This window comes from Pseudomonas sp. 91RF (genome assembly GCF_003576265.1).
Lineage (GTDB): Bacteria > Pseudomonadota > Gammaproteobacteria > Pseudomonadales > Pseudomonadaceae > Aquipseudomonas > Aquipseudomonas kribbensis.
The window spans coordinates 424,986-448,015 of sequence record NZ_QWFC01000024.1; the positions used below are offsets into that span (position 1 = coordinate 424,986).

General features: G+C 60.1%; 26 protein-coding genes and 2 pseudogenes. 18 read left to right on the top strand and 10 right to left on the bottom strand.

Annotated elements, in window-relative coordinates:
* Positions 1 to 45: 45 nt before the first annotated feature.
* Positions 46 to 423 (bottom strand): hypothetical protein, encoded by a 378-nt coding sequence (locus DXT77_RS13120; protein ID WP_119427887.1) that lies wholly within the window; start codon positions 421 to 423, stop codon positions 46 to 48.
* A 198-nt stretch (positions 424 to 621) separates the two neighbouring features.
* On the opposite strand from DXT77_RS13120, the gene DXT77_RS13125 reads away from it, so the two are divergent.
* From DXT77_RS13125 to def, 3 genes are all read left to right on the top strand, one after another.
* Positions 622 to 813 (top strand): CsbD family protein, encoded by a 192-nt coding sequence (locus DXT77_RS13125; RefSeq protein ID WP_114885023.1) that lies wholly within the window; start codon positions 622 to 624, stop codon positions 811 to 813.
* Between the two features lie 176 nt (positions 814 to 989).
* Positions 990 to 1,940: a YihY/virulence factor BrkB family protein gene (locus DXT77_RS13130; RefSeq protein WP_119427888.1), complete on the top strand. Its 951-nt coding sequence runs from the start codon at positions 990 to 992 to the stop codon at positions 1,938 to 1,940.
* A 2-nt stretch (positions 1,941 to 1,942) separates the two neighbouring features.
* Positions 1,943 to 2,482, top strand: a complete 540-nt coding sequence (gene def, locus DXT77_RS13135) for a peptide deformylase (RefSeq protein ID WP_114885021.1) — start codon at positions 1,943 to 1,945, stop codon at positions 2,480 to 2,482.
* Here def and DXT77_RS13140 read toward each other — a convergent pair whose 3' ends face one another.
* Positions 2,483 to 2,902: a GNAT family N-acetyltransferase gene (locus tag DXT77_RS13140; RefSeq protein ID WP_119427889.1), complete on the bottom strand. Its 420-nt coding sequence runs from the start codon at positions 2,900 to 2,902 to the stop codon at positions 2,483 to 2,485.
* A 325-nt stretch (positions 2,903 to 3,227) separates the two neighbouring features.
* Between DXT77_RS13140 and DXT77_RS13145 the strand changes: the two genes are divergently transcribed.
* The 6 genes and pseudogenes from DXT77_RS13145 to DXT77_RS30390 all read left to right on the top strand — a co-directional run.
* Positions 3,228 to 4,169 carry a fatty acid desaturase gene (locus tag DXT77_RS13145; RefSeq protein WP_119427890.1) on the top strand — a complete coding sequence of 314 codons (942 nt, stop codon included), beginning with the start codon at positions 3,228 to 3,230 and terminating at the stop codon, positions 4,167 to 4,169.
* 7 nt (positions 4,170 to 4,176) lie between these two features.
* A complete protein-coding gene (locus tag DXT77_RS13150) occupies positions 4,177 to 4,968 on the top strand; it encodes a phosphate/phosphite/phosphonate ABC transporter substrate-binding protein (RefSeq protein WP_119427891.1) in 792 nt (263 codons plus the stop codon).
* A gap of 127 nt (positions 4,969 to 5,095) precedes the next feature.
* Positions 5,096 to 5,641, top strand: a complete 546-nt coding sequence (locus DXT77_RS13155; RefSeq protein WP_119427892.1) for a sigma-70 family RNA polymerase sigma factor — start codon at positions 5,096 to 5,098, stop codon at positions 5,639 to 5,641.
* On the top strand, positions 5,638 to 6,651 hold the full coding sequence (locus DXT77_RS13160) for an ABC transporter substrate-binding protein (protein WP_085709672.1): 1,014 nt from the start codon (positions 5,638 to 5,640) through the stop codon (positions 6,649 to 6,651). The genes DXT77_RS13155 and DXT77_RS13160 overlap by 4 nt, the downstream gene beginning before the upstream one ends.
* A 518-nt stretch (positions 6,652 to 7,169) precedes the next feature.
* Positions 7,170 to 7,940, top strand: a pseudogene (locus DXT77_RS30385) (PAS domain-containing protein); the annotation flags it as partial.
* A gap of 120 nt (positions 7,941 to 8,060) precedes the next feature.
* A pseudogene (locus tag DXT77_RS30390) lies at positions 8,061 to 8,489 on the top strand (methyl-accepting chemotaxis protein); the annotation flags it as partial.
* A 54-nt stretch (positions 8,490 to 8,543) separates the two neighbouring features.
* Here DXT77_RS30390 and DXT77_RS13175 read toward each other — a convergent pair.
* The 4 genes from DXT77_RS13175 to DXT77_RS13190 all read right to left on the bottom strand — a co-directional run bounded on the left by DXT77_RS13175 (position 8,544) and on the right by DXT77_RS13190 (position 11,861).
* On the bottom strand, positions 8,544 to 8,975 hold the full coding sequence (locus DXT77_RS13175) for a DUF6252 family protein (RefSeq protein ID WP_119427893.1): 432 nt from the start codon (positions 8,973 to 8,975) through the stop codon (positions 8,544 to 8,546).
* 185 nt (positions 8,976 to 9,160) lie between these two features.
* The gene (locus DXT77_RS13180; RefSeq protein WP_119427894.1) at positions 9,161 to 9,718 is read right to left on the bottom strand and encodes a hypothetical protein; all 558 of its coding nucleotides are present in this window, start codon (positions 9,716 to 9,718) and stop codon (positions 9,161 to 9,163) included.
* Positions 9,719 to 9,870: 152 nt separating this feature from the next.
* A complete protein-coding gene (locus tag DXT77_RS13185; protein ID WP_119427895.1) occupies positions 9,871 to 11,295 on the bottom strand; it encodes an MFS transporter in 1,425 nt (474 codons plus the stop codon).
* A gap of 125 nt (positions 11,296 to 11,420) precedes the next feature.
* Entirely contained in the window at positions 11,421 to 11,861 is a 441-nt protein-coding gene (locus DXT77_RS13190; RefSeq protein ID WP_119427896.1) for a PACE efflux transporter, read from the bottom strand.
* 121 nt (positions 11,862 to 11,982) lie between these two features.
* Here DXT77_RS13190 and DXT77_RS13195 point away from each other — a divergent pair, with 121 nt between their 5' ends.
* On the top strand, positions 11,983 to 12,855 hold the full coding sequence (locus DXT77_RS13195; RefSeq protein ID WP_119427897.1) for a LysR family transcriptional regulator: 873 nt from the start codon (positions 11,983 to 11,985) through the stop codon (positions 12,853 to 12,855).
* Position 12,856: 1 nt separating this feature from the next.
* Here the strand turns inward: DXT77_RS13195 and DXT77_RS13200 are convergent, their stop codons facing one another.
* Positions 12,857 to 13,888 (bottom strand): LacI family DNA-binding transcriptional regulator, encoded by a 1,032-nt coding sequence (locus DXT77_RS13200; protein WP_065259320.1) that lies wholly within the window; start codon positions 13,886 to 13,888, stop codon positions 12,857 to 12,859.
* 216 nt (positions 13,889 to 14,104) lie between these two features.
* Here DXT77_RS13200 and DXT77_RS13205 point away from each other — a divergent pair, with 216 nt between their 5' ends.
* Positions 14,105 to 14,638 (top strand): gluconokinase, encoded by a 534-nt coding sequence (locus tag DXT77_RS13205; RefSeq protein ID WP_085730316.1) that lies wholly within the window; start codon positions 14,105 to 14,107, stop codon positions 14,636 to 14,638.
* Positions 14,639 to 14,720: 82 nt separating this feature from the next.
* Positions 14,721 to 16,073 (top strand): GntP family permease, encoded by a 1,353-nt coding sequence (locus tag DXT77_RS13210; protein ID WP_119427898.1) that lies wholly within the window; start codon positions 14,721 to 14,723, stop codon positions 16,071 to 16,073.
* A 120-nt stretch (positions 16,074 to 16,193) separates the two neighbouring features.
* Here DXT77_RS13210 and alaC read toward each other — a convergent pair whose 3' ends face one another.
* Entirely contained in the window at positions 16,194 to 17,405 is a 1,212-nt protein-coding gene (gene alaC / locus DXT77_RS13215; protein ID WP_119427899.1) for an alanine transaminase, read from the bottom strand.
* A gap of 139 nt (positions 17,406 to 17,544) precedes the next feature.
* On the opposite strand from alaC, the gene DXT77_RS13220 reads away from it, so the two are divergent.
* The 3 genes from DXT77_RS13220 to DXT77_RS13230 all read left to right on the top strand — a co-directional run bounded on the left by DXT77_RS13220 (position 17,545) and on the right by DXT77_RS13230 (position 19,576).
* Entirely contained in the window at positions 17,545 to 18,207 is a 663-nt protein-coding gene (locus DXT77_RS13220) for a LysE family translocator (protein ID WP_039766147.1), read from the top strand.
* Positions 18,208 to 18,276: 69 nt separating this feature from the next.
* A complete protein-coding gene (locus DXT77_RS13225) occupies positions 18,277 to 18,771 on the top strand; it encodes a GyrI-like domain-containing protein (RefSeq protein ID WP_119427900.1) in 495 nt (164 codons plus the stop codon).
* Between the two features lie 316 nt (positions 18,772 to 19,087).
* The gene (locus tag DXT77_RS13230) at positions 19,088 to 19,576 is read left to right on the top strand and encodes a GNAT family N-acetyltransferase (protein ID WP_119427901.1); all 489 of its coding nucleotides are present in this window, start codon (positions 19,088 to 19,090) and stop codon (positions 19,574 to 19,576) included.
* A 119-nt stretch (positions 19,577 to 19,695) separates the two neighbouring features.
* Here DXT77_RS13230 and DXT77_RS13235 read toward each other — a convergent pair whose 3' ends face one another.
* A complete protein-coding gene (locus DXT77_RS13235; protein WP_119427902.1) occupies positions 19,696 to 20,301 on the bottom strand; it encodes a pyridoxamine 5'-phosphate oxidase family protein in 606 nt (201 codons plus the stop codon).
* Positions 20,302 to 20,318: 17 nt separating this feature from the next.
* A complete protein-coding gene (locus DXT77_RS13240; protein ID WP_119427903.1) occupies positions 20,319 to 20,804 on the bottom strand; it encodes an N-acetyltransferase in 486 nt (161 codons plus the stop codon).
* A gap of 142 nt (positions 20,805 to 20,946) precedes the next feature.
* Between DXT77_RS13240 and DXT77_RS13245 the strand changes: the two genes are divergently transcribed.
* Genes DXT77_RS13245 through DXT77_RS13255 form a run of 3 tightly spaced genes read left to right on the top strand, consistent with a single transcriptional unit; the run spans position 20,947 to position 22,979 of the window.
* On the top strand, positions 20,947 to 21,372 hold the full coding sequence (locus tag DXT77_RS13245) for a nuclear transport factor 2 family protein (RefSeq protein WP_119427904.1): 426 nt from the start codon (positions 20,947 to 20,949) through the stop codon (positions 21,370 to 21,372).
* Positions 21,373 to 21,412: 40 nt separating this feature from the next.
* Positions 21,413 to 21,757, top strand: coding sequence for a YciI family protein (locus DXT77_RS13250; protein ID WP_007951101.1), 345 nt, complete (start codon positions 21,413 to 21,415; stop codon positions 21,755 to 21,757).
* Positions 21,750 to 22,979, top strand: a complete 1,230-nt coding sequence (locus DXT77_RS13255; RefSeq protein ID WP_119427905.1) for an RNA polymerase sigma factor — start codon at positions 21,750 to 21,752, stop codon at positions 22,977 to 22,979. Before DXT77_RS13250 ends, DXT77_RS13255 begins: the two co-directional genes overlap by 8 nt.
* Positions 22,980 to 23,030 lie beyond the last annotated feature (51 nt).

Here is a 23,030-nt window from a genome sequence, read left to right on the forward strand (position 1 = left end):
AAAAAGCCCCGCAGATGCGGGGCTTTTTGTTGCAGCAGGAATCGCTTACTGACGGAACGGCGCAAAATTCACATTGGTCCCGGCCGGGCGCATGTCCTGCAGGTACGAGTCCTTGTCGGCGCTCAGTTCCAGGCTCAGGGCTGCCTTGCGTTTGCCTTCGTTGCGGATCACCAGACCTTCGAGCTTTTCGCGCAGAAACACGGTCGGCACTTTCAGGTGCAGCAGTTCGTCAGTGGCCGGGGTGTGCATCAACAGGTGAATCCACTCGTACTGACCGATGGCCAGACGCGACACCGGCAAGTCGAACCACCAGATGTTGCGGTTGCGGTTCAGTTCGGCGAAGTGGCAGTTGTTGGAGCCGAGCACGGCACCGCCCAGTTCCTGGTTGCGACGGGCGATGGCCTGCTTTTTATCGAGTTTCATAACATTCCTGCGGGATCGGTTCTGTGGCGCCTGGCGCCCTTATGGTGGGCATTCTCGGGGCTACGCTCGCAAACATAAAGCGCAACCTGCATGCCGCGACGAAATGAAGCCCTGAAAATAAATGAAACTTGGCGCAAACCGGGCCAGTCAATCATTACGTACTGACTTTTCCCCTTCAATGCACCCAGGAGAAAAACCATGAGCAGCACAGGCGATAAAGTAAAAGGCATGGCCAACGAAGCGGTCGGCAACGTAAAACAGGGTATCGGTAAAGCCACTGACAACACCAAACTGCAAGCCGAAGGCAAACTGCAAGAGAAGAAAGGCGAGGCCCAGCAAGCGGTGGGCAAAGCCAAGGATGCGATCAAGAAAGGCGTCGACAAGGCTTGATCCAGCCTTGAACGAAACACCGAAGCGGCCATCCAAGGATGGCCGTTTTTGTGTGTCGTTCACATGCAGTCACGGATCACAGTGTTTCAGAGTCGCCAAGTAGGCTACTTTGATGAGAGAAAACGGCCCCTGAGTCGCCACGACTTCAACCTGTTTTGCGGCGAAAGGAGACGCGAATGATTTTCCCCGACATGAAAGGCCTGCCCCTGCACCGGGTCATCGTGCGTACCGTCACCGAGTTCATGGAAGACGAGATGTCGACCTATGCCTCGGCACTGGCCTACCAGATGCTGTTCTCGCTGTTCCCGTTCATTCTGTTCCTGATCGCCCTGATCGGTTTCCTGCACCTGCCGGACTTCTTTTCCTGGCTGCGCCTGCAATCGGAATTGGTGTTGCCACCCCAGGCCCTGGAGCAGGTCAACCCGGTGATCGACCAGTTGCAGCAATCCAAGGGCGGTCTGCTTTCCGTGGGTATCGTCATCGCCCTGTACACCGCGTCCGCCGGCGTGCGCCTGATGATGAGCGCGATGAACGCCGCCTACGACGTGGTCGAGGGCAGGCCGATCTGGAAGCGTTTCCCGCTGTCGATTTTCTACACCGTCGGCATCGCCGGCATGTTGCTGGTGGCCGCAGCGCTGATGGTGCTCGGCCCGCAGGTGATGGGCTGGATCGCCGCGCAGGTCGGGCTGGAAGATTTCATTGTCACGGTGTGGACCATCGCCCGCTGGCCGGTGATCGTGATTCTGATGATGGTCGCCGTCGCGTTGATCTACTACGTGATGCCCGACGTCAAACAGGAATTCCGTTTCATCACCCCGGGCTCGGTGCTGGCGGTGGTGGTGTGGATCGTCGCGTCCCTGGGGTTCGCGTTCTACGTCAAGACGTTCGCCAACTACAACGCCATGTATGGCAGCATCGGTGCGATCATCGTGCTGCTGCTGTATTTCTACATTTCCGCCGCGGTGCTGTTGCTGGGGGCGGAGATGAATGCGGTGATCGAACACATGTCCAGCGAGGGCAAGGACCCTGGCGAGAAAGTCCCCGGCGAACTCGATGAACATCCCAAACAACACGTTTCCGGCCTGGGGCGCGATCAGTCGCTCAAGCCGAACACAGACGAAGCCTGATCATGATCCGTGAAATCCTGAAGATGGGCGACGAGCGCCTGCTGCGCATAGCCCCGCCGGTACCCGCCGAAATGCTCGACAGCCCGGAGCTGTGGCAACTGATCGACGACATGTTCCAGACCATGGAAAGCGTCGGCGGTGTCGGCCTGGCTGCGCCGCAGATCGGCGTCGACCTGCAACTGGTGATCTTCGGCTTCGAGCACAGTGAGCGTTACCCGGACGCCGAAGCCGTGCCGCAGACGATCCTGATCAATCCGCTGATCACGCCGCTCAGTCCGTTGATGGAGGAGGGTTTTGAAGGTTGCCTGTCAGTGCCCGGCCTGCGTGGCGCGGTGGATCGTTATCAGCAGATCCGCTACGAAGGTGTCGACCCCAAAGGGCAGCCGATTGTGCGTGTCGCTTCGGGGTTCCATGCGCGGGTGGTGCAGCACGAGTGCGATCACCTGATCGGGCGGCTCTACCCGTCGCGCATCACCGATTTCAGCAAGTTCGGATTTACAGAAGTGATGTTCCCGGATCTCGATCCCAACGCTGACGATTGATCAGCCAGTGCGCGGCGCCAGCTCCATGGCAATCATCGGCTTGCTCCGCGCATAACGGCTCAGGCGCTCGGCCATCGCCTGGGGCAGGGCGGGATCGTAGGTGAAGTCACGCCGCTCGTAGAATCCACGCAGGTCCGGGTGGCAGAACAGCCACACCGGCGCCTCGACATCTTTCACCGCCGCCGTAATCAATTGCGCGGCAATGCCTTGTTCGCGACAGGCCGGATCAACGAACAACCCGGTCAGCCAATGCCCGCCGAACACCGGCCGCAGGCACAGCGCAGCCACGATCTCCTCGCGCCGCGCCACCCACAATTGCGCCTCGCGCACCGCTTTCATCGACGATTGGTGCTGGCGGTAGAACTTGTTCATCAAAGGCCAGGACAGGTCGTCGAGCTGGCTGTAACGGGTGTCGGTCATGAATCGGACTGCCGGTGCAAAAGTCGCGGATTATAAAACAACGGACTCGCCGGGATAGGTGTATACCTGATCCCACATCCCCTTCAGAGGAGTACGCGTCATGTCCAAAGGTATGGATGCGAAGAAAGCTGCGAAGAAGAAACCGGCCAAGACCGCCATCGAGAAACGCCATGAGAAAAGGGCGAAAAAGGTCGATATTTTTGGCCATTGATACCGTTCCTCGGGAGCCCGCTTTTCGGGCTCCTTTCTTCTCTGCAAAAAATAATCTGCAAGATTTCCCGCTGGTGTTGCACAGAACGAACAGACCTTCGTTCCGAGCCACGCCATGCCCCACTATTTAGACGATGCCCATCGCCAACAGATCGAAACCCTGCGTCAACGCTTCACCGCCCGTACCGACTGGCCGACCTGGCTGCTTCTGATCGGCGTGTACGGCGGTTGGTTCGCGATTGTGCTGGGCAGTGAACGGCTGGGCCTCTGGTGGAGCACGCTGCTGCTGATTCCGTTGCTGGTGCTGTGGCTGTCGGTGCAGCATGAGTTGCTCCACGGGCATCCGACGCGTTGGACACTGGTGAACAAAGTCCTCGGCTACGCGCCGTTCGCCGTGTGGTATCCGTACACCCTCTATCGCGACAGCCATTTGCAGCACCATCGCGACGAAGATCTGACGATTCCCGACCTAGACCCCGAAAGCCGCTACCTGAGCGCCGAGCGCTGGCGGGGCAGTTCGCTGTTCGAACGCAGCCTGCACTGGCTGAACAAGACCGTGCTCGGCCGATTCATCCTCGGCGCACCGCTGGCGTTGCTGGCGCTGGCCGATGAAGAACTGCAACGCCTGAAAAACGGCGAACGCCAGGCCTGGCTGATGTGGCTGACCCACGGTGCCCTGACTGTGCTGATGCTGGTGTTCATCGCCCGCTACAGCGTATTGCCGGTCTGGCATTACCTGCTGCTGATCAGCATCCCGGCGCTGTCGATTGCGATGGTCCGCTCCTACTATGAACACCGGCCCCATGCGCAACCGGAACAGCGCACGGTGCTCAACGAAGCCGGATGGCCGTGGCGCTGGCTGTTCCTGAACCTGAATTTCCATCTGGTGCACCACGATTTGCCGAAGCTGGCGTGGTACGACTTGCCCAAGGCCTACCGCATGCGGCGGGAGCAATGGATCGAACGCAGCGGCGGATTTCTGGTGCAGGGTTATGGGCAATTGTGGCGCCGGCACGGCATCAAGCCGATCGACAGCCCGCAGCATCCATTCATTTGAGGCCACCATGACGTCAGGTTACGCAGAACTGTTGATGTACATCGCCCCCGAGCCGATCCGCGCGGCAAACGAGCAGTGGCTGGCGCGGGTTCTCGATCACCTGGGCCGCTCGCGACTCAAGGCCGAAGGCTTGTCGCTGCCTGACCTCTGGCTGTCGCCGCAGTTGTTGTTGACCCAGACCTGCGGCTATCCGCTGATGACCGCGTTGCGTGGCCAGGTGAGGATTGTCGGCCGTCCGCGCTACGAATTGCCGGACGCCACGGCCGGCAATCATTGCAGCCTGATCCTTGCCCGCGCCGATGATCCGCGCCGCAGTCTGGCGGAGTTCTTCGACAGTCGCGGGGTGATCAACAGCGAGGACTCCAACAGCGGCATGAACGTGTTGCGCCAGCGCTTGGCGCCATTGCAGCGGGACGGGCGGTTTTTCGCTTCGGTCGGCCTCAGTGGCGGTCACCGCGAGAGCCTGCGCTGGTTGCGCGAAGACCTTGCCGATCTGGCGGCCATCGACAGCGTGACCTTTGCCTACCTGGCGCAACACGTCGCTGAAGAGGTCAGTGGGTTGCGGGTGGTGGCGCGCAGTGCGTTCAGCCCGACCTTGCCCTTCATCACCGCTGCCAGCACGACGGACCGGCAGATCGAGCAACTGCGCCGGGCCATGAACCGCAGCCTGCAAGACTTGCCGGATGTGGCCCGCACCCTTGGCCTGGCCGAAGTCCTGCCGGCCAGCGAAAGCGATTACCAAGTCCTGCTGGAGTACCAGCGCGAGGCCGAAGAACTGGGTTATGGCCGCTTGCGCTAGCGGTTGCGATTAATTCATTAATGGAATATAAAAATTCTTTTTAAGTATTTTTAACGCATAAGGCACCTTGCTAGGATCGCGCCACCGGACGACCGGACATTCAGCGACCCTTGACCAAGGAGCCCCCATGTCCGGCGCCGACGCATCCCATCGCAATCATGTGAACACGTTCTTTCGCGACCATTACCAGTGGTTGTGCACACGCCTGCGTCGGCAATCGAACGATGCAGCCAGTGCCGAAGACATCGCCGCCGAAACCTTCGCGCAACTGCTCGAAGCACCAGGCCTGACCGCCATCCGCGAACCCCGCGCCTTGCTTACCACCATCGCCCAGCGCCTGCTTTACGAGCGCTGGCGGCGGGGCGATCTGGAGCGTCGGCATCTGCATCAACTGCAACAGAGTGACCTCGATCACGCGCCGTCTCCCGAAGATCTGGCCGATCTGTCGCAAAGCCTCAAACATCTGGACCGGACGCTCCAGCGCCTGCCGGGCAAGGTGCGCTCGACCTTTCTGCTGGCGCGCATCGATGGCCTGACCTACCCGCAAATCGCCGTCGAGCTGGGTATCTCCCAGCGTTCGGTGAGCATGTACATGACCCGTTCCCAAGCCCTGTGCAACCGCCACAGCGCCAACCAAACCCTGATTTCCTCCCAGAACAAGAGGTCCGCATGAGATCGATCAAAACCCTGCTCGGCAGTTCGCTGCTGGCCCTGACCCTGACGGCAGGCCATGTTGTCGCTGCGGAAACGAAAGCGCCAATTCACTTCGGTGACATCACCTGGGAAAGCGGCAGTTTCATCACCGAAGTGCTGCGCCTGATCGTCGAAAAAGGCTACGGCTACCCGACCGACACGCTGCCGGGCAGCACCGTCAGCCTCGAAGCGGCGCTGGCGAAAAACGACATTCAAGTGATCGGCGAAGAGTGGGCCGGGCGCAGTCCCGCGTGGGTAAAGGCCGCTGCCGAAGGCAAGGTATTCGGTCTCGGCGACACGGTGAAGGGTGCCACCGAAGGCTGGTGGGTGCCGGAGTACGTGATCAAGGGCGACCCCGAGCGCGGAATCAAACCGCTGGCACCGGAGCTGAAATCCGTGGCCGACCTGCCGCGCTACAAGGATGTATTCAAAGATCCGGAAGACCCGAGCCGTGGGCGCTTCCTCAACAGCCCGACCGGTTGGACCTCGGAGATCGTCAACAGCCAGAAGCTCAAGGCCTATGCGCTGAACGACAGCTTCGTCAACTTCCGCACCGGCTCCGGCGCGGCGCTGGATGCCGAGGTGGCGTCGTCGATCAAGCGCGGCAAACCGGTGTTGTTCTACTACTGGTCGCCGACGCCGTTGCTCGGTCGCTTCAAACTGGTGAAGCTGGAGGAGCCGCCGTTCGACGCCGAAGCCTGGAAAACCCTGGCCGACGCCAACAACCCCAACCCGAAAGGCACCCGTTCGATGCCGGCGAGCCTGGCGATAGGCGTGTCGGCACCGTTCAAGGCGCAGTACCCGGAACTGGTGACGTTTTTTGAGAAAGTCGACTTGCCGATCGATCTGCTGAACCAGACCCTGGCCGGGATGAGCGAGAAGCGCCAGCAGCCACGTCAGGTGGCCGAAGCATTTCTGCGCGATCAACCACAAGTCTGGAAACCATGGGTACCGGGTGAAGTGGCGAATAAAGTCAGCGGCAGTCTGTAGTTCTTTTCCGATTATTGTGTCGTCTCAAAAGTTGCCATTGCGAGTCGGTCGCAATGGCAACCAACATCCCGCCCGCTGAACCGATTCTTGTCCGTTTTTTGTCCTTAATCCCCGTGGTACTGGCCGACTAGTGGCCTTGCGCAAGGCTTTGCGCTGTCTATGCTCACACGTAACTAACTATGTCGACCGCCATCCAAAGCGCCTCGACGGTAATCGGTTAGCCGAGAACAAAGCTGCCAGAGTGCGCAATCCAAGGCACCGACACTTAACCGGCAAGGAGCATGTTTTTTAAATGGAAGTTCTTCTACACGTTAGGAATGGCCCGTTCGCGGGCTATCAAGAGAAGGATGTCTTGATTAGAGCGTCGCTGCATGGACTCTTTGATTAATCATCGTTTATCACCTGACAACTTCCTCCCGTGGAGGAATGCGTGTGCCTGTTCTGTGGAACGTAGTGGTGGATTCTGAAAGACCTGAACTTTCATCAAATCAAAAGACCGCGCTCAAGGTGATAGAGACATGTTCAACCTACATCACAAGGCTGACCTGCAGGAAATCGAACGCTTCAGCTGTGCCCTGACCGAAGCCAACGCCAAGCTGGAGGCGATCAGCCGTTCGATGGCGATGATCGAATTCACCCCCGACGGCATCGTGCTGGATGCCAATGACAACTTCTGCAAGACCATGGGCTACAGCGCCGAGGAAGTACGCGGCAAACATCACCGGATCTTTTGTGAAGAAGAGTTTTACCGCAGTGAGGAATACGCCAAGTTGTGGCGTGACCTGGCCCGAGGTGAACCGCTCAGCGGGACATTCCTGCGCCTGAACAAGCGGGGTCAGGAGATCTGGCTGGAAGCGAGTTACATGCCGGTGTACGGCCCGGACAAACAGGTTCGAAGTGTGATCAAAGTGGCGTCGGACATTACCGCGCGAGTGAACAAGGAAAAAGAAGAGGAAAGCATGCTTGCCGCCATCAGCCGTTCGATGGCGGTGATCGAGTTCACCCCGGAAGGCAATGTGATCTCCGCCAACGACAACTTCCTCAAGACCATGCAGTACTCGCTCAACGAAATCGTCGGTCATCACCACAGCCTGTTCTGTCACCGTGCCGAAGCCGAGTCGGCGCAGTACAAGGCATTCTGGGCTTCGCTCAATCGCGGCGAATATCACTCGCACCGCTTCGAGCGCAAAAACAAGTCCGGGCAGACCGTTTACCTCGAAGCCTCGTACAACCCGTTGTTCGACGCCAAGGGCCGCTTGTATAAAGTGGTGAAGTTCGCCAGCGACATCACCCATCAGATGACCACCTTGCAGACCGCTGCGGAATCGGCCCACAGCACCTCGGTACAAAACGACGCCTGCGCGCAAAAAGGCTCACAGGTCGTGCAGCAAACGGTGCAGATCATTCAGGACATTTCCCGCGACCTCAACGAAGCGGCGCTGAGCATCGATGCGGTGAGCAAGCAGTCGGACATCATCGGCACCATCGTCCAGACCATTCGCGGGATTGCCGACCAGACCAACCTGCTGGCACTCAACGCGGCCATCGAAGCGGCGCGGGCCGGCGAGCACGGACGTGGTTTTGCGGTGGTGGCGGATGAGGTGCGCAGCCTCGCGGCGCGGACCAGTCAGGCGACGCTGGAGATTGTCGATGTGGTGCGCAAGAACCACGAGTTGTCACTGAGTGCGGTGTCGAGCATGCAGTCGAGCCTGAGCCGCACCGGGCTCGGGGTGGAACTGGCGAACGAGGCGGGGGACGCAATCCGCGAGATTCAGCAGGGCTCGCGGCATGTGGTGGATGCGATCAGTCAGTTCAACGAGACGTTGCAGTTGAACTGATATGGCATGGATAACAGCCCCCTCAGTCAAAAAAGGGGGCTGTTGTATCCGATCTTAGTTGTTTCGCAGATTAAAGCTGCCTCTGACCTGTGCAGTTTGACTGCCGTCATTGGATCTGGCCGCAAATTCAAAAGTGCCTTTTACAGTCTTTTTAACGTGGTCCACTTCGTCGATTTTTACTTGGCCGCTATTTTCGACAGAATCCCAGGAGCGACCCGCCCAGACTTTCGGAATGTAGTCGGCAACGGCTGAGTCCTTCTTGAAAGGGTAGCTAGTGTTGGGCATCAGCTCACCGTGGATACTGATTATTACACCCTGTGAGTCCCATGCGTTGTTTTGGGCTCCCCATATCAATGCAGAACTCGTATCGAGCGAAAGCGTCATGCGTTTAACTGGAACGAGTTCTTCACCCGTGTCGTTCTCATTCGCGTACAAACCAAAAAGTCCGGTGGCGTTGGGGGCTTTATCTTTCATCTTTCCGTTCATGATCTTCTTCCTTGCAGAAATTGGAGGAAGCGCATTTATGCCAGATGCGCTCGACTCAATCTTTTAATGCATGGAGTTCACTGTCTACTGTCAGAAGTAACAGGTTGGAAGTCTTTGGCCGGGGTAAACGATGAACGGTGGACAAAAAAAGGCCCCTCGCGGGACCTTCATCAATACTCCGACACTTAAAGAGATGCCAGAAACTTGTCTGCCATCTTGTCGCTGTCTTTGACGTCGTTAGGGTTCTCTTTATCAGACTGCGCCAGCTTCATCTTGTCCTGCAGGCGATCGGCGATCTCTTTGCCGATGGCCAGTTGTTTCTCTGGCGGCATGGCTTTGATGTCGTCCTCGGTCAGACCCATTTCCTTCAGGATGCTGTCGCGCAGGCGCTGTTCCGGCGACTTGCTCATGTAGTCCTTGAATTCGTCCGTGGCGGAAGCGCCGGCGGTCTTGGTCGACGTGGCATCGGTCGCTTGCAGGTTTACACGCGTCTTGGCGAACGCCTCGTCGACGTTGTCGCTGATGCGCGTGGCTTCGCTGACCTGCTGGGTGGCCAGTTGCGTGGCCGAGCTTTGCACCTGATTGGTGGCGTCGGTGGTTTGCGCCTGCGCCTGGTTTTGCAGGGTTTGCAGCATGGCGCTGTGAAGCCCGCCTTGCAGACCGGCCGCTGCCGTGGCGGTTGCGTCATCGGTGATGCGCTTGGGCAGATGAATCAGATCCGATTGTTTCGAGCTGACCAACATGATGGAGGACCTTGTGGTAATTGCTGTCGGCGGTAAAAAAAGCAATTACCGTGCCTGAAGGCTAAACCCCATAAATTCAACAGGTTGAGGCTGTATGAACTCTGGTAGCGGTCATCCTTTGCCGTGCGGCGGCAGAAGATGACCGTTGCCCGTCAGCGATGGGCGATATTTTCCAGCGCCAGGTTACGTGTGCGAGGACCGAAGTAGCCGATGGTCAGCATCACGATCAACATGCTGACGACAATGAACGCCAGCACGCCAGGTGTGCCGAAGTGGTCGAGGAACAGACCGATCAACAGACTGCTGAACACCGTCGACAAGCGACTGAACGAGTAACAGAACCCCACCGCCCGGGCGCGGATATTGGTGGGGAACAGTTCGCTCTGATAGGAGTGATAACTGAAGCTCAGCCAGGCGTTGCAGAAGGTGATCATCACCCCGCAGAAGATCAGGCCGAAGGCGCTGGTCTGCAACGCAAACAAGGTGCCGAAGGTCATGGCGCCGAGGGCCGAGCCGACGATCTGCCATTTATTCTCGAAACGGTTGGCGAATTTCACGAACAACAGCGGCCCGAGCGGGTAGGCGAGGGTGATGATGAAGGCGTACATAAGGCTGTGAGTGACACTGACGCCCTGACCAGACAGCAGCGCCGGCAGCCAGTTGCCGAAACCGAAGAAGCCGATGGCCTGGAAGATGTGGAAGACGATCAGCATCAAGGCCCGACGACGGTAGGGCGGTTGCCAGATATCGGCAAAGCGGCCCTTGCCTTCGACATCCACGGCTACCGCTTCCGGTGCGTCCAGTGGTTGACGATGATCCTTCTCGCAGCGTGCCTCGATGCCATCGAGAATCCGGTTCGCTTCATCGAAACGGCCATGCTGGGCCAGCCAGCGCGGCGACTCCGGCAGACGTTTGCGCAACCACCAGATGAACAGCGCAAACACTGCACTCGCCAACACCACCCAGCGCCAGCCGGACACCCCGAACGGCGCCTGTGGCACCAGCCACCAGGACATCAGCGCCACCGCCGGTACTGAAAGAAACTGCACGAAAAAAGCGAAGGCGAACGCCGAACTGCGCATGCGTTTGGGCACCAGTTCCGAGAGGTAGGCGTCGATGGTCACCAGTTCGATGCCGAGGCCGATGCCCACCAGAAAACGCATGCAGATGATCCCCAGCGCCGAACTCTGCACGCCCATCAGCACCGTGGCCACGGTGTACCAGACCAGCGCGAAGGTGAAGATCGCCCGTCGCCCGAAGCGATCCGCCAACGGACTGAGCAGACTGGCACCGAGAAACAACCCGAGGAACGTTGCCGAGGCGAACGCGGCCTGATCGGAGAAACCGAACACGCCCTGATTGCCGGTGGCGAAGATGCCGTCACGGATCAGGCCGGGGCTGATGTAGGCCGTCTGGAACAGGTCGTAGAGTTCGAAGAAACCACCAATCGATAGCAACGCCACCAGCCGCCAGATCGTGGCAACTGCCGGCAGGCGGTCGATGCGGGCGGAAATCTGTGCGGCGCGTATCGGGTCGATGCCGTCGCGTTGCGCGGCGGCGGGGGCGTTTGCAGTCATGGGCCGATCCATTTTTTTATGATGGAAAAGCTTAGCCTGCTATCGGAAATCAAGGATTGCTTATATCGGCGGCTTACGCAGGAAAACCGCCGATTTCTTGCAATATCCGCTTACCAATCAGCGATTCATGCTGCGGGTGCCGGATCCGGCAACGCCGAGGCCGGCAAACCGAACACTTTATCGAACAGCCAGTTGAAGGCAAATGTGTAGCAGGGGATGAAAACGATCAGCGCCAGATCCAGCAGGAAGGCCTGCACCAGACTGATGTTCATCCACCAGGCGATCAGCGGAATCAGGAACACGATCAGCGTCAGCTGGAAGCCGACGGCGTGGGCGATGCGCCTGTTCACCGTGCGGGTGCGCGAGACCTGACGGCTTTCCCAGCGCTCGAACAGCGAGGTGTAGATGAAGTTCCAGGTTACGGCGATGGTGGTGATGATCACCGCCAGCGGGCCGGTGCTGCCGGGCGAAGTGCCGGACAACAGGGCCAGGCCGAGGGCCGAGAAGGTCATGCCGATCACTTCATAGAGCGACACGTAGACCAGTTTGCGTTTGACGCCTTGCATGGGGAATTGCCTCTTTCTTGCGACTGGTGGCCAGTGGGGCTGGCGAAGGCGACGAAAGATAGCTTCAATGTCGATGACAGAAAAAGTCAGAAGCTTTCAGTTTTATTGATAGGTAGAGAGCGTGAATTTCAACAGCGAAAGCATCGAGCTGTTTCTCGCCGTGATCGAGCGCGGCTCGTTTTCCGCCGCTGCCAGGGCGTTGGGCAAAGTCCCGTCGGCGGTGAGCATGGCCATCGGCAATCTGGAGGCCGAACTCGGATATCCCTTGTTCGACCGCAGTCACCGCGAACCGCAACCCACGGCCATGGCGCTTTCGCTGGTGCCCCATGCGCGACTGATCGCCGATCAGCTCAAGCAATTGCAGGTGCATGCGGTGCAGTTGTCGTTGGGGCTGGAGAGCAAGTTGTCGATCGGCGTGGCGGCGGATATCGATCGCCGGCGGTTGCTGGCGGCAATCAAGGAGATCAGCGAGCGTCATCCGCTGCTCGACATCGAAGTGCTGACCGCGCCGCAGGATGACGTGCTGGCGATGCTTCACAGTGGCCGGGTCAGCGTGTGCCTGGCGTTCGCCGGGTTGAGCGTGAACGTGCTGGAGCGCTTTCAGTTTGTCGGCAGTGAACGGATGATCGCCACGCTGGCGGCGGACAGTCCGCTGTTGCAGGGGCAGGATCTGTTTCTGGAGGATCTGGTGCATGTACGGCAGATCGTGGTTGGCAGTCGCGATTTGCCAATCAGCGAAACCCGGCCGCTGGTGGCTGAGTCCCACTGGCGCACTGACAGTCTGGAGACGGCGCTGGAGATGGTCGAGGCGGGGCTGGGCTGGGGCAACTTTCCGCTGTCGGTGGTGCAGCCGTGGCTCGATAGCGGACGATTGAAACGGCTGAATTTCCGCAACATCGAAAACGGTCTGGTACTGCCGGTGCACGCGGTGTGGCTCAAGAGCCAGCCATTGCAGAAGGGCGCGCTGGCTCTTGTGGAGTTGCTGGGCGGTTGAGTCAGGTGCTTTCGCGGATCTTCAATTCGAAGCCCATGTCCTCGACCGGGCGCGCCACACTGTTGCCGGCCATCAGCGTCAGCATCTGCTCCGCCGCACGCCGGCCGATGGCCTCGCGCGGGGTGTTGATGCTGCTCAGGCGCGGCACCATGTGCTCCGACATCGGCAGGTCATTGAAGCCGAGGATCGCTACTTGTTCGGGGATCCTGATCCCGTTGCGCAGGGCTTCGAGCAGGGCGCCCTGAGCCAGGTCGTCGTTGCCGAAAAAGATCGCATCGACGTCCGGATGCGCCGCCAGCAGTTGCAGGAACAACTCGCCGCCCAGGCCCACGGAGGATGAACGCGGGGTCAGCACTTCCAGATCCGGGTCGTAGCGACCGGCCTTCTGCAACGCTTTGCGAAAACCTTCACCGCGCAGCAGGGTGCGTTGATCGAGCTGCGCGCCGATGTACGCCAGACGCTTGCGGCCACGGGACAGCAAATGTTCGGCGGCGGTTTCCCCGGCGCTGAGCTGGGAGAAGCCGACGCAATTCACGCCGGCGGCGCTGTCCAGTTCCATCATGTACACGCAGGGAATGTTGCTGGCCTCGATCATCCGCCGCGAGGTTTCGGTGCGGTCGAAACCGGTCAGCAGCAGGCCGCGTGGCTGATAGGCCATGTAGTTGCGCAACAGGTTTTCTTCTTCATCGCGGGAATAGTGGAAGTTGCCGATCAGCACTTCGAAGCCCTTGGGCGTGAGCACCCGATGAATGGCTTCCAGGGTGTCGATGAACAACAGGTTGGCCAGCGAAGGCACCAGAACCACCACCGAATGGCTCTGGGCCGAGGCCAGGGCGCGGGCGGCGGGGTTGACCACGTAGTTGAGTTCCAGCGCGGCTTTCTGGACTTTTTCCACCAGTTCGGTGGCGACGGTGCTGACCCCGCGCAGGGCGCGAGAGGCGGTAATCGGGCTGACCCCGGCCAGCCGGGCGACTTCATTGAGGGTGGGACGGCCGGTGGTGCGGGTGTTTTTATCGTTTTTAGGGGTGGTCATCGGGCGGCTTGCCAAACAAAAATCAAGGCACTAAGGTAGCGCTGTCCTTATGCAGCTGCAAATGCGTGAGCGAGGTCCTGCCTGATCCTCGCTTTTTGGCGTTTGGACAAAACCTGCTGCAACCCAAAAAAACGACAAGAAGGCGTCGGCAACTTCTGCCTGTGCACTAGAGTCATAGCTAGCAAAGGTAGCGCTGTCTGCGCGCTGAGGTGTTACATGAATCATCCCATCACCGCCCTGGTCATCATGGGCGTTGCCGGTTGCGGCAAGACGTGCGTCAGCGAGGCCCTGTGCCAATTGAGCGGCGCCACTGCCATTGAAGGCGATACTTTCCATCCGGCCGCGAACATCGAAAAGATGAGCGCGGGGATCCCTTTGAACGACGAAGACCGTGCCGGCTGGCTCGACAGCCTGTGCGATGAGCTGCGTCGTGTTGACGCGCTGGGCGAGCGCCCGGTGCTGACCTGCTCGGCCCTCAAGCACATTTACCGCGAACGTCTGCGCAGTGCCTTGCCGGGCCTGGGCTTCGTGTTCCTCGAATTGACGCCTGAAGTCGCTGCCGACCGCGTGTCCCATCGCCCGGGCCATTTCATGCCGGCGACGCTGATCGAAAGCCAGTTCGCCACCCTCGAATCGCCGGTCGGCGAGCCGTTGACCCTGGCCCTGAACGCTTCGATCCACAGCGTTGAAGAACTCGCGTCGCAAGCCCACGTCTGGTGGCAGGCCCATGGCCTGAAACAGGCGGTATGAGTGTGATTGTGAAGACAGCGCTGTCCTTTCGACTTCTGATTAACCCGCTTTAATAACAACAACAAACCAGGAGACACCCCCAATGTTTGGCATGTCCCATGACGCCTACCTGCTGCTTGATGCAGTGGTCACGGTGATCGGGCTTATCGTCCTGATCACCAAGTTCAAGATTCACCCCTTCATTGCCCTGACCATCGCCGCCGCGTTCCTCGGCCTGACGTCCGGCATGCCGATCGGCACCATCATCAAGGCGTTCCAGGACGGCTTCGGTGGCGTGCTCGGTTTCGTCGGCATCATCCTCGCGCTGGGCACCATGCTCGGCAAGATGATGGCCGAATCCGGCGGTGCCGATCAGATCGCCCAGACCCTGATCCGCGCCTTCGGCAAGGACAAGGTCCAGTGGGCCATGATGTTCGCCGCGTTCCTGGTGGGCATTCCGCTGTTCTTCGAAATCGGCTTTGTATTGCTGATTCCGCTGGTGTTCATCGTTGCCCGCCGCACCGGCGTGTCGATCATCAAGATCGGTATCCCGCTGCTCGCCGGCCTGTCCGCCGTGCACGGTCTGGTGCCGCCGCACCCGGGCCCGCTGCTGGCCATCGGCGTGTTCGGTGCCGACATCGGCAAGACCATTCTCTACGGTCTGATCGTCGCGCTGCCGACCGCCATCATTGCCGGCCCGATCTTCGGTACGTTCATCGCCAAGCACATTCCAGGCACGCCGAATCAGGAACTGGTCGATCAACTGGCCCGTGAAACCGATTCGACCAAGCTGCCAAGTTTCGGCATCACCCTGGTCACCGTGCTGCTGCCGGTGTTCCTGATGCTGCTGAAAACCTTTGCCGATGTGGCGCTGCCGGACGGTCATTTCTTCCGCACCTGGATGGACATGATCGGTCACCCGATCTCGGCGCTGCTGCTGGCACTGCTGCTGTCGCTGTACACCTTCGGCCATAAGCAGGGCATCGGTTCTCAACAGATGCTCAAGTGGCTGGATGCGAGCCTGGCGCCCACCGCCGCGATCATCCTGATCATCGGTGCCGGTGGCGGCTTCAAGCAGATGCTGGTGACCAGCGGTGTGGGTGACGTGATCGGCCACATGGCGGTCAGCGCGCAGATCTCGCCGATCCTGCTGGCGTGGCTGGTGGCGGCGGTGATCCGCATTGCGACCGGTTCAGCCACCGTGGCGACCATCACTGGCGCGGGCATTGTGGTGCCGGTAGTGGGGATGATCCCGGGTGTGAACCGTGAGCTGCTGGTGCTGGCCACCGGTGCCGGTTCCCTGATCCTGTCCCATGTCAACGACGCCGGTTTCTGGCTGGTGAAGCAGTACTTCAACATGACCGTGGCCGAGACCTTCAAGACCTGGACAGCGATGGAAACCATCCTGTCGGTGGTTGGTCTGGGCTTCATCCTGTTGCTGTCGCTGTTCGTTTAAGCAGGCACACCGCAAAACAAATGTGGGAGCGAGCCTGCTCGCGATAAGGGCATGACACGATGTTGAATGTCAGTCCGCAATCGCGAGCAGGCTCGCTCCCACAGTGTTATGTGCCTGGCTTCAGGACTTCGTCACCAGGCCTTCCGCCCGGAACATCCCGCGAATCCCGCGGACCGCCTGGCGAATCCGGTCCTGGTTTTCGATCAGCGCGAAGCGCACGTGATCGTCGCCGTACTCGCCAAAGCCGACACCCGGCGAGACGCAGACCCTGGCCTCGGCCAGCAGCTTCTTGGCGAACTCCAGCGAACCGAGGTGCGCGTAGGCTTCGGGAATCTTCGCCCAGACGTACATCGAGGCTTTCGGGTTCTCGACCATCCAGCCCAGCTCATGCAGGCCTTTGACCAGCACGTTGCGGCGCTGGCGATATTGCTCGGCGATGTCGCGCACGCACTGTTGATCACCTTCCAGCGCAGCAATCGCGGCCACCTGCAGCGGGGTGAAAGTGCCGTAGTCGTGGTAGCTCTTGATCCGCGCCAGGGCGCTGACCAGCTCCGGGTTGCCGACCATGAAACCGATGCGCCAGCCCGCCATGTTGTAGCTCTTGGACAGGGTGAAGAACTCAACCGCGATGTCCTTGGCGCCCGGCACCTGCATGATCGACGGGGCTTTCCAGCCGTCGTAGACGATGTCGGCGTAGGCCAGGTCGTGCACCACCAGCACGTCGTACTGTTTGGCGAGGGCGATGACCCGCTCGAAGAAATCCAGCTCCACGCACTGCGCGGTCGGGTTGGACGGGAAGCCGAGGATCATCATCTTCGGTTTCGGGATCGAGCCGCGAATCGCCCGTTCCAGCTCATCGAAGAAGTCCACGCCCGGCACCAGCGGCACCGATCGCACCTGGGCGCCGGCAATCACGGCACCGTAGATGTGAATCGGGTAGCTCGGGTTCGGCACCAGCACGGTGTCGCCCTGATCCAGGGTCGCCAGCATCAGGTGCGCCAGGCCTTCCTTGGAACCGATGGTGACGATGGCTTCGCTTTCCGGGTCGATGTCGATCTCGTAGCGGTCCTTGTACCAGTTGGAAATCGCCCGGCGCAGGCGCGGAATGCCCTTGGACGTGGAGTAACCGTGGGTGTCTTCGCGTTGCGCAACCTGCACCAGTTTTTCAACGATGTGCGGCGGCGTGGCGCCGTCGGGGTTGCCCATGCTCAAGTCGATGATGTCTTCGCCACGACGTCGGGCGGCCATCTTCAGCTCGGCAGTGATGTTGAAAACGTAAGGGGGGAGTCGATCTATGCGCGCAAAGCGGCGCGGCGAACCTTGTTCAGCCATTGTTGCCTCGGATAACGTAAGCGCCCGGAACCGTCCGAGCGACGCTGGTCACTGCGGTGACCTGTGGCGGAAGATAAGGGCAGCAGTGGCAGACTGTCCAGCGTGCACGACAACAATTTTTTCCCAAGGAAAACGGTCAATGGAATTCACCAGTGGCTTCTTGCTGAGCCTTTCGCTGTGCCTGGACATCGGCGTGGCCAACATCGCGATGATCACCCTGGCCATGCAGCGCGGCTACTTTCAGGGTTTTGCCCTGGGCCTCGGCACCTGCGTCGGTGACCTGATCTACGCCGTTCTGGCGCTGGCCGGAATGACCGTTTTGCTCCAATACGAAACCGTGCGCTGGGTGCTGTGGATCGGCGGTTCGGCGCTGTTGATCTACTTCGCGGCGAAGATGATCTATTCGGCGATCCACCACGAGGCGCAACTGGCAGCGACGGCAGAGGTCGGCCAGAACTCCCATCGCAAGGAATTCTTCCGCGGGATCTTTCTCGCCATGTCGTCGCCGAGCGCCATCCTCTGGTTCGCGGCGGTGGGCGGCACTTTGATCGCCCGTTCCGGTGGCGGCGGCCCGCTCAGTTCGGCGCTGTTCCTTGGCGGTTTCCTGTGCGCCGGGCTGTTGTGGTCGGCGGGTTTGTGCTTCGCCGCGAGCCATGGCGGCAAACTGCTGGGCGACAAGCTGCTGCGCTATTCCTACATGGCATCTGCGGCGATCTTCTGCTATTTCGCGGTCTACGTGATCGTATCCGGCTATAACGAATTCGTCGGCTCCGGCGCCGCCGAGGCCCTGCATACGCTGTAAATGTGCGAATCGGGTTTGGCTTCTATACTCCCAGCCGAACCCACTTTTTTCGTTCCAAGGAGTCGAGTCATGGATGAGCAAAAACGCGTCGAAGTGGCTGAACCTCGCTTCGAACATGGACACTTCCTGCTGATTGCAGGTTTTCGCGATCGCTTCACCAAAGAGACCGTCCAGGACATCCCTGCGCTGTGGGAAAAACTCATCCCGCACATCGGAAATATTCCGGGGCAGAAGGGCGAAGTGACCTACGGCGTGTGCAGCAATTTCGACGGCAACGGCGGTTTCGATTACATGGCCGGGGTCGAAATCAGGAAGCTGGATGACTTCCCGCAGGAAAAGTATCCGTGGATCGAAATCCTCCCGCGCCAGTACGCGGTGTTCGAGCACAAGGGTTCGCTCGACCTGCTGCCGCAGACCATCGAGTACATCTACAAAACCTGGCTGCCGGCCTCCGAATACAAGGGGCTGAATGCCCCGGAGCTGGAACGCTACAGCGCCGATTTCAATCCGAAAACCAATACCGGCAAGCTGGAAATCTGCGTCCCGGTGGAAAGGAAAACCTGATGAACGACCGGCAGCGCGAATCCGCTTCGCGCTGCCGATCAAGCCTTACTTGCCCTTGATCCGTCGTGCCCGCAACAGGTCGATACCCAGGGTGATGAAGCCGAAAAAGCTGATACCCAACACCATCAACAAACCGATTTCCATGCTGCTCATAAACTGTTCCCCTTCGGGTGATCAGAGACAGTGGTCAGGAATAGACCGTCCCGAATCCGAAGAAAAGCGCTTATACGCAGGCTTTACGCCGTCCGTGCGGATCGATATGGACACCTTATTCCTTTATCCTTGGCGGCCCTGTTTCCACTGATTTCGAGCTGCCATGAACACCGTCATCCGCCACGTCACCGCCGCCGACCTGGATCGCTGCTACGCCATCGAAACCCTCGCCTATGAGGGCGACGAAGCCGCGACCCGCGAGAAGATCGCCACGCGCATCGCTACCTGGCCGGACGGTTTCATCGTCGCGGAAGTGGACGGGCAGGTGGCCGGCTTCATCAACTCCGGCGCGGCGTTCGAGGTGCACATGTCCGACGAGGCGTTCAAGGAACTGATCGGCCACGACCCGGCCGGGCCGAACGTGGTGATCATGTCGGTGGTGGTGCATCCGGACTATCAAGGCCTGGGCCTGGCCAAGCGCCTGCTGGGCGAATTCATCGAGCGCATGCGCGCCCAGGGCAAGGCGACGATTCACCTGATGTGCAAGGAACGGCACATCCCGCTGTATGCCGGATTCGGTTTTGCCTACATCAAACCGTCCGAGTCCGACCACGGCGGGATGGCGTGGCACGAGATGATCCTCACTCTCTAACCCAACACCAAACCTTGTGGGAGCCAGCCTGCTGGCGAAAGCGGTAGGTCAGACAACATGGAGGGTGTCTGATCCAATGCCATCGCTAGCAGGCTAGCTCCCACAAAAGCTGTGGTGTGTCAGTAGAGGGTGTCCCAGACCCGCGCCGGGGCCTCGCGATCATAGGCCTCGGCATCAAACTGCCCATCATTCAGCCGCTTGTGAAACGCACCGGCCGTAGGCAGCGCCGAGCGCGGTAGATGAGTTTGCGGATTCCACGCATCCGAACGCACAAACGCTTTCGAGCAATGGAAGAACGCCGCTTCCACCGTCACCAGCAACACCGTGCGCGCCGGTTTGCCGTTCACCGCAAAGCTATCCAACAACTCCGGATCAGCGCTGATAGTTGCGGTGCCATTGACCCGCAACGTCTCGCCAATTCCCGGAATGATGAACAGCAGCGACACCCGTGGATCGTGGAGCACGTTGCGCAAGGTATCGATGCGGTTGTTGCCCGGGCGATCCGGCAGGGCCAGGGTGCGTTCGTCGATGATCCGCACAAACCCCGGCGCATCACCACGTGGTGAACCGTCGATGCCGTCGGCACCCACCGAACTGACAATCACCAGCGGCGAGACCCGGACCATCGCCTGATAGTCCTCGTTGAGAAAGCCGATCTGCTTGCGCACTGCCCGCTCGTGGGGCAGTCCGTAAATGGCTTCCAGTGCTTCGATTGAATCGATCATCGTTGCTCCCTCGACGATTAGAAGAACAGGCCCATGCGCCGCTCGTAACCGATGCGACCCTTGTACGCTTCGCCGCTGTCGACGAAGCCATATTTGGCGTACAGCGCAATCGCGGCGTCGTTGTCGGCGTCCACCGACAGTTCCAGCCCTTTGATCTCCGGCCAGGCCTGACGCGCCACGTCCGGCAACGCCAGCAGACAGGCCTTGCCATAACCCTTGCCCTGGGCGCGGTGATCGACCTGCAAGGCATGCAGGGTCGCGCTGTGCTCATCGGCCCATTCCGGCAACACCGGCGGGCGCTTGAGCAGCAAGAATGCCACCGGTACGTCTTCGGCCAGCAGCGCAAAACCTTTCACGCCGGGGCCGGGTTTCGACAGCAGCGTGTGCAGGGCGCCGTGGATGTCGCCGGAGAACTTGATCTGCTCGGCGTGGATTTCAATGGCCTCGACCTGTTGGCGTTGGGTGGCGTTCAGGCTTTCGTAAGGCACGAGTCGGGCTGACACGGGAATTTCCTTTTTCCTACAAAGATGAGTCCCGGATTCTAGCGATTTTGTCTTCTTCGGAATTTTTTTGTTTCAGCTGTCGATCCGGCCAGTCGCCGAACGACAAAGGGTGTCTTCACAACAAAAACCAGGGAGAAAACCCATGAGTACGCAAGCGCAGATTCAAGCCATCATCGACACCTACCGTCAGGCCGTCATGACCAAGGACGTGGAAAAGGTCATGACCCTGTACGCCGACGACATCCTCTCGTTCGATGCGATCAAGGCCCTGCAATTCAAGGGCAAGGAGGTCTACCGTGCCCATTGGATCGCCTGTATGGAAATGTGCCCCGGCCCGCACATCTTCGAATTCCATGAAATCGCCATCGAGACAGGCGACAACATCGCCTTCGCCCACTGGGTCGCCAACTGCGGCGGGACCAATGACAAGGGCGAAACCCAGAGCTGCTGGATGCGCGCCACTGCCTGCTATCGGCTGGTTGGCGGGACGTGGAAAATTGCCCACGAACACTGGTCGGCACCGTTCGATCCGATGACCGGCTCGACGCTGTTCGATGCGAAACCCTGATCTTCAGCCATAGTTGATCCGTCCGATTCAGGAGAACGCCATGAAGTATTTATGCCTGGTCTACAGCGATGAACGCCTGCTGCATTCGTCGCCCGACAGCCCGGAAGACGCCGAGTGCTGGGCTTACGCCGAGTCGATCCAGGGCAGCGGCCGGATGGTCGCCGCCGAAGCGCTGGAATCGGTGCAGACCGCCACCACGGTGCGCATGCGCAACGGCAAGTTGTCGATTACCGACGGCCCGTTCGCCGAGACCAAGGAGCAGTTGGCCGGTTTCTACCTGATCGACGCGCGGGACCTCAATGAAGCGATCCAGGTCGCCGGCAACATTCCGGCGGCCCGGGTCGGCAGTGTCGAAGTGCGTCCCGTGCGGCAGTTGAATGTCTGAGGTCGCGGCCCGGGTCGCGCAGGTCTATCGCGAAGACTCGCGGCGGATCCTCGCGACCCTGATCCGTCTGCTCGGCGATTTCGACCTCGCCGAAGAAGCCTTGCACGAGGCGTTCTTCGTCGCGGTCGAGCGCTGGCAGCAGGATGGCGTGCCGGACAATCCACGGGCGTGGCTGGTGTCCACCGGGCGCTTCAAGGCCATCGACGTGTTGCGCCGCCGCGCACGGTTCAAGGCCTCGCAGCCGTTGCTGCTGGCGCAACTGGAAGAGCTTGAACGGTCCGAATGGGACGTTGAAGACGTGGAAGATGATCGCCTGCGCCTGATCTTCACCTGCTGCCACCCGGCGCTGGCGGCCGATGCGCAAGTGCCGCTGACCCTGCGCGAAGTCTGCGACCTCACCACTGAAGAAATCGCCCGGGCATTTCTCTCGGCCCCGGCGGCGATTGCCCAGCGCATCGTGCGGGCCAAGGCGAAGATCCGCGACGCGAAAATCCCTTATCAAGTCCCGAGCCTGAACGAATTGCCCGAACGCCTCGACAGCGTATTGCGGGTGATTTATCTGGTGTTCAACGAAGGCTACTCGGCGTCGGGCGGCGCCCAGGTGACCCGCGAGGATTTGACCCGAGAGGCGATTCGTCTCGGGCGCCTGCTGCTGGAGTTATTGCCGGATCCGGAAGTCATGGGCTTGCTGGCACTGATGCTGTTGCACGAGTCGCGGCGTTCGGCACGATCATCGGCGGATGGGGAGTTGATTCTGCTGGATGACCAGGATCGCGGATTATGGAACACCGAGCTGATTGCCGAAGGCTGCAATCTGGTGGAGCGGGCGCTGACCACGGGGCGCTTCGGGCCGTACTGCCTGCAAGCGGCGATTGCGGCGGTGCACGCCGAAGCGCCGACGGCAGGGGAGACGGATTGGGAACAGATCGTCGGGCTGTATGACGTGTTGCTGCGGGCGGTGCCGTCGCCGGTGATCGAGTTGAACCGGGCGGTGGCGGTGGCCAAGCGTGACGGGGCGTTGGCAGGGTTGACCTTGATCGAAGGGATTCTGGAGCGCGGGGAGTTGCAGGATTACCACCTGGCACATTCGGCGCGGGCGGAGTTTTGTCGGCAGTTGGGGCGGGTTGAAGAGGCTCGGGCGGCTTACCGACGAGCCTTGGAACTGACCCGGCAGGAGCCGGAACGGCGGTTTATTGAAGGGCGGCTTAAAGCACTGGAATGATCCGAAAGGATCGTTGGCAATATTGGCCCCATCGCTGGCAAGCCAGCTCCC